We start from the raw sequence: 9,145 nt of genomic DNA, 5'->3' as shown, positions 1-9,145 counted from the left end.
TTATCGATGTAGTTAAAGCGAAGGCGAGCATAGCAATAATAAAAATAATAATTTTATAAATTAATATTATATATTATCTACTATTACATTATATATTATCCATTATTATTTATATTATCTGCTATATTGTCTATAAATCTCATAAAATCTTCTTCTTTAGAAATAGCAAGCCTTTCTCTATATGATAAGCATTCAATACCTATATTTAAAAGCATATATTCTATATTTTTTCTTATATTAGCATTATCAACAGACTCTATTTCTTTAACCCTAGCACAGCCTGTAGTTCTTCTAAGTATTTCAAGCCCGCAAATGCCGAAAGCAGTTTTTAATACATCAATAAGATAATATTCTATATAATCATCATTTTTTACAGATATATCATTGCTGTCATTCAAAAATTTAGCAGTGAATTTGCTTTTAAAAAGTCTAATAATATCATTAATAACATTAAATAAGAATGAATGGTAATTTTTATCTTTATTAATATTCAAATGATAAACATAAGCAAATAAAAAATTGGCTGTAATAGTACCTAAATCATAACCTATAGGTCCGTAAAAAGCAAACTCGCAGTCCATAACTTTAATATAGTTTTCATTGACAAATATAGAACCTGTATGCAAATCTCCGTGAATTAAAGCCTGAGCATTATTCATAAACTCATATTTTAATTTTGCAGCTTCTAACTGCAGTTTCTTATTATTATATAAATTATCATTAACAAATTCATTCAATTCATTAGAAAAAACATTTTCATTAAGTACATTAAAAAAAGGCTCTCTGAATACTAATTCTTCGCTTATTTTACAAAGTTCTTTATTAACATACTTAGCAGCATTTTCTTTTTTATCAAAAGCGTCCATAAAAAAATCTGCTGTAGATAATGTGCTTTCAACCAAAAAATCAGTTAATTGTTCCTGTAAATGATTATATATTTTCCCATTAATCAAAGCATCTCTTAATATAAGAAAATCTTTTAAATCTTCCATCACAAATAAATTCATAACTCTATCTATATGAATTATTTTTGGTGCTGAATTAGGAAGAACATTATTATAATGAGATAAAATTTCTGCTTCTCTTGAGTTTCTATTAATATCTAATATTCTTCCAGATGAATTACTTCTAGTATGAACTCCCGCCTGCTTAAGTATTATAGATTCTTTGCCATTACTTATTCTATATACATAATTAATATTACCGTCGCCTATTTCTTTACAAGTTATATTATCATTTTGAGAAAAATATTTTAATTTATCTTTAACATATAATAATACATCTTCATCTTTCATCAAAAAATATTCATTAAATTGCATCATAATAAAAATCCGAAAATAAAATTCATTCTTCTCAAATATAGCATAAAAAGTATAAATATCAATATGATGTTTAATAATGCTGGACTTTATATAAACTTCAGTATTATTTCTTTATATTTAAGACAAAAATATTAAAAATAAATTATAATAAATTAAAATAAAAAAAATAATAAGTATTCTTGCTATGCTGTTTTTATTTTAATATATCTTGACTTAGCATCTATTTTGTACTATAATAATCCGAAATATTTATATTTAATTTTGTATTAAGGGGTTAATTTATTTATGAAAGTTATAGTAATTGGTTGTAATCACGCTGGTACTTGGGCAGTAAAAACATTGAAGGCTGTTGATCCTAGTTGTCAGGTAGTTACTTATGATAGAAATGACAATATATCTTTCTTAGCCTGCGGTATTGCACTTTGGGTTGGCGGTGTAGTAAAGGATCCTAAAGGTTTATTCTATGCTACTCCTGAAAGCTTAAAAGATGAGGGCATTGAAGTTCATATGGGGCATGATGTAATGAAAATAGACTGGGCTAATAAAAAATTACATGTAAAAGATCTCAAAACAGGAAAAGAATTTGAAGATAATTATGATAAACTTATTCTTGCTTCTGGTTCTTGGCCTATAACTCCTCCTATTGAGGGATTAAAGCAGGAAGGTACTGCTTATGGTCTTAAAAAAGGTATTTTCTTCTCTAAACTTTATCAGCAGGGACAGGAAATTATTGAGGAATTAAAAAGACCTGATGTAAAAAAAGTTATGGTAGTCGGTGCCGGATATATAGGTGTTGAGCTTATAGAAGCTTTCAAAAATCATGGTAAAGAAGTTATACTAATGGAAGCTATGCCTAGAGTTATGGCTAACTATTTCGATAAAGAAATTACTGAAGAAGCTGAAAAAGTAATTAAAGAAGCAGGCGTAGAAATGCATTTAGGCGAAACTGTTAAGAAATTTGAAGGAGATGACAGGGTTAAAAGAGTTGTTACTGATAAAGGTTCTTATGAAGTAGATATGGTAGTTATGTCTGTAGGATTCAGACCTAATGATGAGCTTTATAAAGACTATTTAGAAACTCTTCCTAATGGTGCTATAGTTGTAGATACTACTATGAAATCTTCTAAAGATGATGATGTTTATGCTATAGGAGACTGTGCTACTGTATATTCAAGAGCTTCTGAAAAACAAGAATATATTGCTTTAGCTACTAATGCTGTAAGAATGGGTATTGTTGCTGCTAATAATGCTTTAGGAAAACATGTTGAATACTGCGGAACTCAAGGTTCTAATGCTATATGCGTATTCGGATATAATATGGCTTCTACTGGCTGGTCTGAAGAAACAGCAATAAAAAAAGGATTAAAAGTAAAATCTAATTTCTTCAAAGATGCTGAAAGACCTGAATTTATGCCTTCTTATGAAGATGTATTAGTAAAGATAGTTTATGAAGAAGGTACAGGGCGTTTATTAGGTGCTCAAATTGCTTCTAAACATAATCATGCTGAAGCTATACATGCATTCTCTCTTGCTATACAAAGAGGTATGACTGTTCAGGAATTTGCTTTATCTGACTTCTTCTTCTTACCTCATTATAATAAACCATTATCTTGGATGACTATGGTTGCTTATACTGCTAAATAATAATAAAAATATAATTAGTATAAGAATATATTCCCTCTAATAAATAATTTTATTAGAGGGTTTTTTATAGTATAATAAAAATTATTTGCTAAAAAGCCTGTGAAGATGCTGACAATTTTAAAGCGATAAAATAAAAAACTTGCGAGTGCCTGACATTCGCAAATGGCAGAGATTATGCCGATATCGGTACAAGTTTTGTATTAGTCTTTGTGCGTTATCTTTTAGGCTCTATTGGTAATAAAGATATACTAGAAAATATTGTAAACTCTGTGCTTAAAGATTCTGGCTTTGAAGAAGTACATAATTTTGAAATTCTTAATCCTCATAATATGCCTGAAAATATTACTTAAGAGAACCAGTTCTTGATGTAAAAACTATTACTAGAGATAATAAAAAAATTATTTTATTATTTTTGGCTATAAACTCAATTTATTTATTTGCCTATACAAAAATTAGCAAATATCTCATTTATTACTTCTTCAGCATCTATTTTGCCGCTCACATTTCCGATTATATTATTTAATATATTCATCTCTTCAGCAATCTCATCTAATGAGAATGATGATATAGATTTTTCTATGCATATATCGATTTGCTTAAGCCCCATTTCAAGGAAGCTTTTTTCTCTATTATTTACATAACTTTCTTTATTGAAAATATAAATATCAGAATCTGAAGTATGATTTTTCAAAGCCTGCATTAATGTTTCACGCCCTTCTTTTGTTTTAGTGCTTATGCTTATAATATTACCGCTTTCTATTTTATAATTAAATTTTTTATCTTCATCATTTTTGTTTATTATATAAATAATATTTTTATTATTTAATGTATTTAAAAACTCTATTAAATTTATATCATCATCATTTGCATTACAGCTATTATCAAAAACAGCAAGTATAATATCAGACTCATAAGCACATTTTTTAGCCCTTTCAATTCCCTCAAGTTCTATATCATTATCAGCCTTCTTATGAAAGCCAGCTGTATCCATAAAATAAAAAGGTATATTTTCTATATAAATACTTTCGCTTAAAAAATCTCTTGTAGTTCCTGCAATATTAGAAACAATAGCCCTTTCATTTTCTAATATCATATTAAATACACTGCTTTTACCGGCATTAACTTTTCCTAGTATAGCGACTTTAATGCCGTTTATTAAGCTTTCAACTCTTTTTGAATTTGATAATATATTTTCTATATCATTTTTTATTTGAATAAAAATTTCTATTAATTTATTATAAGAAAAACTTTCAGTATCATCTTCAGGAAAATCTAATTCTCCATAAACAATCATAAGAGAATTTTTTATATTCTCCCTAAGTTTATCTATTTCTCTTGTAAGTCTTCCCCTCATTTTGTATATGCTTGCCTCAGCCATAAGTTTATTGCTGGAATCAATTAAGTCATGTATAGCCTCTGCCTCGCTTATGCCAATTCTTCCGTTTATATATGCTCTGTATGTAAACTCTCCCTTATTTGCTGACCTTGCTCCGTTTTTTATTATAAGCTTCATAAGAGAATCTATTACTATAATACTTCCATGAGATATAAATTCTATTGTATCTTCTGATGTAAATGTATTAGGGGCTAGGGTAGAAAGTACTATAAGCTCATCTATAGGTATATTATTTTCATCTTTTATTAAAGCATAGTAGCTTTTTCTATGCTCAAAGTTTTCTATATTTTTATTTTCATTATTAGCATAAAAACATATTTTTGATGCTATTTGTAATGCCTTGCTTCCAGACATTCTTATTACAGCTAATGCACTTTTTGAATACGCTGTTGCTAATGCTGCTATAGTATCTTTTATATCGTATTCATTCATATTTTTAACTCTTGCTTATCATCTTCTGCATTTTCTTGTATATACTGCTTTTCATTTTCTTTTTTTAATTTATTCTTTTTGAGTTTTTTTAATTTTTTATTTTCAAGCTTTCTTATTTTTTTCTTTTCTTTTTCTTCTAATTTTAATGCCGCAGATAAGCTGCCGTTATTTATTATATAATTCACGCAAAAGTCATAATCTTTATGCATTATATTGAGTTCTGGAATTTGTTTTGCAAATTTAACATAATCAGCTTCTTTAAGCATATTTATAATATACTCGCTTTCATTAAATATATTTTCTTTGAATAATTGATTTATCTCGCTTGTAGTCATATCTTCTATATTGAATCTGAATCTTTTTGTTAAATATCTTTTAAATATAGATGTTAATTCAAAATAGTATTGTGCATATTTATTTTCATTATAATAAGCATTAATATCAATACCTTTTAATTTATTTAATGCTTCTGTATCTTCTTTTATATTTATTTTTTCATTAAATTTATTTTCTATATATTTTGCAATAACAAAAATTAAAACTATCACTCCTATAATAGCAAAAACTATTAATGCAGTAAATATCCATACATATTTAGGCATTTCTATACTTATGGTATTTTTCATAGGCGGCAGAGTTTCACCGTCTGAAAAAGGGTGTACCAATACCGCAGTATCTTCTCCATTAAGCTCATAATATTCATTTTTATAATTATATGAAATTTTAAATGGATATACTACAAATTGCCCTACATCATAAAAACCTATTTTGTATTTTATTATTCTTTCTTTATAGTTTCCTATATTTCTATTTTGATTTTCTACAGATATTATTCTGCTTTTATTTTCCCTATCATCAAATGATAAATCTTCAAAATTATACTCTATATCGTTTTTTGATATTATTCTAACTTCATAATCTATCGTATTTCCAATAATGATATTAACAGATGAAATTTTTGAAACTGCCCTTACTACAGTATTTTTATCTATCTTTTTAGAACATGATACTAATGCTGTAAACATTATTATCAATAATATAAATGATTTTTTCATGAAATTAAACTAATCCTATATAATCTATTATCTTCTTCCTGCATTTCTATTTCAAATAAATAATAAGGAGCTTCAAAATAATCTATAAACTTATTTCCCCATTCTATCATAGTAATTCCGTTTTCCCTGATTTTGTCTTTGAATCCTATATCATCAAGCTCTTCATTACTTTCAATTCTGTATAAATCTGCATGCCTTAATATGCTTTTTTCTCCGTTTATAATTATATCATATTCATTTATTAAAGTAAAAGAAGGACTGCTTACAATATCTTCGCTTTCCATCAATTTTGATAGGATTCTTATAAATGTAGTTTTACCAAATCCAAGATTTCCTTCCATTATAACAATGTCTCCGTTTTTTAATATGTTTTTTAAATATTCAGCAATGTTTTTTATATTTTCGAGACTTATATTTTTTTCTTCTTTAAGAATTTTTTTTTTCATAGTTTTTATGTTTTTATTTTATATAAATAATAATAATAAAATATCATAAAAATAATATATTATAGATTATTATTTGTCAAATATTAAGAATCATATTTTTCATCATTATAAACTGCAAGCATTTCCATAAGAGAAAATACAGATATTAATCTTAATGAAAAATTATTAATATCAAGTCCCGAAAGTATAAACATAGTAAATATTATTAGTTTAGGATAATAAGACTTTAATAATATAGAAGCAGTAAAAGATGTAAATAAGGTTATTGAAAACATTATTATAATAACCATATATATAGTAAAAGGCAGATACATAGTTACTCCTAAAGCATTATAAAATGACATAATAATTAAAAAGAAGCTGTTTCCTGATATTACTATTGTAATTACTGATAATACAACGGCTGCTATTGCAAGATAAAAAGATTTATTAATATTTTTCATAATGATTTTTTTTATAAAAAACAATATATAAGCTATTATTAATATTAAAAATGAGAAAGATGATAATTTATTCATATAAGCTGATATAAAACTAGATATATAATGAAAGGCATTAGTATCTATTATTTTGTTTGCTGATATTAAAATATAATTCGCATTAGATGATAATAAAGAAACCAAAATAAATATATATACTCCTCTTTCTAATTCTATAGTATTTTTTGATATTATCATTGAAATTAATATTTTTATCGTAAGAATAAATATTGATATGAAATATAATAACTCGATAATATTATGTATGTTAATTTCCATAGCATATAATTTTAATATACCGAATATTAAAAATGCTATGCCTGATACTGCAGTTGAGAGTTCCAAGTTAAATATACAATTATAAAATTTGTAAAATACTAAAAGGAAGAATGATATTAATATACTATAGTCTAAAATAACTGTTATTAAATATATGAATGAACTATTATCTATAACTATAGCTCTGAAAAATAAATAATTAATAAATACAATAGCAATTAATATGTATGACCAGAAACTATATGTGCCGACAAAAGAAATATTTTTATTTATTTGAGTCATCAACTATTATCCGATTATAATATATTATATAGTAATATTTTTATTAAAAAATTTCAAGAATTTAAAATATATAGTTTCCATTTGAATCTGTTTTTATGATTAATTCTTTTTTAGTATTTTGAAATATATTATAACCTTTTTTTATATTTTCCCAGAAATTTATTATAGATTTATTATAATATTTTTGATAATGATTAATATTCTCTTCATTCATTTTAAAAGGGAATATATAAACAGGTATTCTATTTTGCCCATTATCTTTAGAATATAAAGCATATAAGTATATTTCTTTTATTTTATCATCAGTCATAGGCAGGCATCCTATAGTGACATTATTACCATGAATAAATATATCTCCTCCAAGTCTTTTAGCATTACTTTTCTTTTTATCGGATTCATTAGGATAATTAATTCCCAAAGAAAGATAATAGCTGCTTGCAGGATTGAATCTGTCTATATAATAAAAGCCTTCAGGCACTTGTAAATCGCCTTCCATTCTTTTAGGTCCTAATATTCCTGATTTTGCTGCTATATTATATGAAGCTATTTTTTTGTATATACTGTCAGATTTATTTTTTGCATATATTTCAAGTATATTTTCTTCTTTGTATGCTGTTATTAATATATTTAATTCTTCTAATTTTATATTATTATTTTTTAATGTATTTTTTATAATATTATCTTTTTCTTCAATCGCTGTTCTTACTCTGCTGTATCTTTTTTGTTCATTAAGAAAATTGCCTGCAAATAAAACCGTATTAATTATATTAAAAAAAACTATGATAATAAATATATTTTTTATAAACTTTTCCATACATTATATAATATCGTAATTAAAAATATTTGCTTGATAAAAATATTATTTTAATGTATCATTGATAAATATTTTATGGGAGAGAAAAATAATGTTAATTTTTAAAGATATAGATGATAAAGAAATGCAAAATATTATTGATACAAAAGAAGTGAGCGATAATATAAAAAAAGATGCAGAAAATGTTTTAGCTGTATTTACTCAGGATTGGTGCGGAGATTGGAATAATTTAAAAAGAGAATTAGATGCAAATAAAGATAATTCTATTGATATTACTATTTTTATTTGTATGTATAATCAAAGCCCACTATATGAACCTTTTATGAATTTTAAAGAAACTGTATGGAATAATGGACTAATACCTTATTTGAGATACTATAAAAATGGATCATTTATTAAAGATACAAATCATCTGCCTTTTCAAAGATTAATAAAAGCATTTGAATAATATAATTTATGTTTGAAATTCAAAGGGCGGGAATAGAAAATATTGATGATATTTCTATTCTCGCTAAAAATATCTATTTAAAATATAATTCTAATTTAGATACTAAAGAAGGAATTGATAATGTCCTTAAATTCATATCTGCTGATAGTATGAGATTAAGATTTTATATGCAGGGCTCTCTTATGCTTACAGCTATCAATAATAAAGAAAATACTATAATAGGAATGCTTGAAATAATCAATTATGATCATATTGCACTTTTTTTCGTAGATGACAGATATTTCAGATTGGGAATAGCTGGAAATTTATTTAATGAGGCTAAAAATATTTTAAATTTGGATAGATATACTGTAAAATCTACTCATTATGCTTTGGAATTCTATAAAAAACTTGGATTTATAAAATTATATAATGATATTCAGGAGGAAAACGGGGTGCATTTTCATTATATGATTTATTAAAAGTCAATTGTAAAAATATTAAGGGGCTGTACTAGATAACTTAAATTTGTTAAAATTTAGGTATGAAACGCACGCCTTTGGCGTTAA

The 9,145-nt window shown here is 25.1% G+C and carries 9 protein-coding genes and 1 pseudogene; 4 read left to right on the top strand and 6 right to left on the bottom strand.

The window, feature by feature from the left end; all coding sequences use genetic code 11:
• Positions 1–95 precede the first annotated feature (95 nt).
• Positions 96–1,322 (bottom strand): S-methyl-5-thioribose kinase, encoded by a 1,227-nt coding sequence (mtnK, locus tag QZ288_RS11380; protein WP_295158959.1) that lies wholly within the window; start codon positions 1,320–1,322, stop codon positions 96–98.
• A 285-nt stretch (positions 1,323–1,607) separates the two neighbouring features.
• Here mtnK and QZ288_RS11375 point away from each other — a divergent pair, with 285 nt between their 5' ends.
• Both QZ288_RS11375 and QZ288_RS11370 read left to right on the top strand, forming a co-directional pair.
• Entirely contained in the window at positions 1,608–2,966 is a 1,359-nt protein-coding gene (locus QZ288_RS11375; RefSeq protein ID WP_295158957.1) for an FAD-dependent oxidoreductase, read from the top strand.
• A 182-nt stretch (positions 2,967–3,148) separates the two neighbouring features.
• Positions 3,149–3,372, top strand: a pseudogene (locus QZ288_RS11370) (PD-(D/E)XK nuclease family transposase); the annotation flags it as partial.
• A 27-nt stretch (positions 3,373–3,399) separates the two neighbouring features.
• Here QZ288_RS11370 and mnmE read toward each other — a convergent pair.
• The 5 genes from mnmE to QZ288_RS11345 form a co-directional block, all read right to left on the bottom strand.
• Complete coding sequence (gene mnmE / locus QZ288_RS11365) at positions 3,400–4,794, bottom strand: tRNA uridine-5-carboxymethylaminomethyl(34) synthesis GTPase MnmE (protein ID WP_295158955.1); 1,395 nt, start codon at positions 4,792–4,794, stop codon at positions 3,400–3,402.
• Positions 4,791–5,849 carry a hypothetical protein gene (locus QZ288_RS11360; protein ID WP_295158954.1) on the bottom strand — a complete coding sequence of 353 codons (1,059 nt, stop codon included), beginning with the start codon at positions 5,847–5,849 and terminating at the stop codon, positions 4,791–4,793. Before QZ288_RS11360 ends, mnmE begins: the two co-directional genes overlap by 4 nt.
• Positions 5,846–6,295, bottom strand: coding sequence for a tRNA (adenosine(37)-N6)-threonylcarbamoyltransferase complex ATPase subunit type 1 TsaE (gene tsaE / locus QZ288_RS11355; protein ID WP_295158952.1), 450 nt, complete (start codon positions 6,293–6,295; stop codon positions 5,846–5,848). The genes QZ288_RS11360 and tsaE overlap by 4 nt, the downstream gene beginning before the upstream one ends.
• An 83-nt stretch (positions 6,296–6,378) precedes the next feature.
• Positions 6,379–7,335, bottom strand: a complete 957-nt coding sequence (locus QZ288_RS11350) for a WESB_1763 family membrane protein (protein WP_295158950.1) — start codon at positions 7,333–7,335, stop codon at positions 6,379–6,381.
• Between the two features lie 61 nt (positions 7,336–7,396).
• Positions 7,397–8,149, bottom strand: a complete 753-nt coding sequence (locus tag QZ288_RS11345; protein ID WP_295158948.1) for a L,D-transpeptidase family protein — start codon at positions 8,147–8,149, stop codon at positions 7,397–7,399.
• A gap of 91 nt (positions 8,150–8,240) precedes the next feature.
• Here QZ288_RS11345 and QZ288_RS11340 point away from each other — a divergent pair, with 91 nt between their 5' ends.
• Together QZ288_RS11340 and QZ288_RS11335 are read left to right on the top strand one after the other, a co-directional pair.
• Positions 8,241–8,597 (top strand): hypothetical protein, encoded by a 357-nt coding sequence (locus tag QZ288_RS11340; RefSeq protein ID WP_295158946.1) that lies wholly within the window; start codon positions 8,241–8,243, stop codon positions 8,595–8,597.
• A gap of 8 nt (positions 8,598–8,605) precedes the next feature.
• Positions 8,606–9,058, top strand: coding sequence for a GNAT family N-acetyltransferase (locus QZ288_RS11335; RefSeq protein ID WP_295158944.1), 453 nt, complete (start codon positions 8,606–8,608; stop codon positions 9,056–9,058).
• The last annotated feature ends 87 nt before the right edge of the window (positions 9,059–9,145 follow it).

This window comes from uncultured Brachyspira sp. (genome assembly GCF_910578695.1).
In the GTDB taxonomy this organism is placed as follows: domain Bacteria; phylum Spirochaetota; class Brachyspiria; order Brachyspirales; family Brachyspiraceae; genus Brachyspira.
This window is presented reverse-complemented; position numbering and strand designations above follow the sequence as displayed.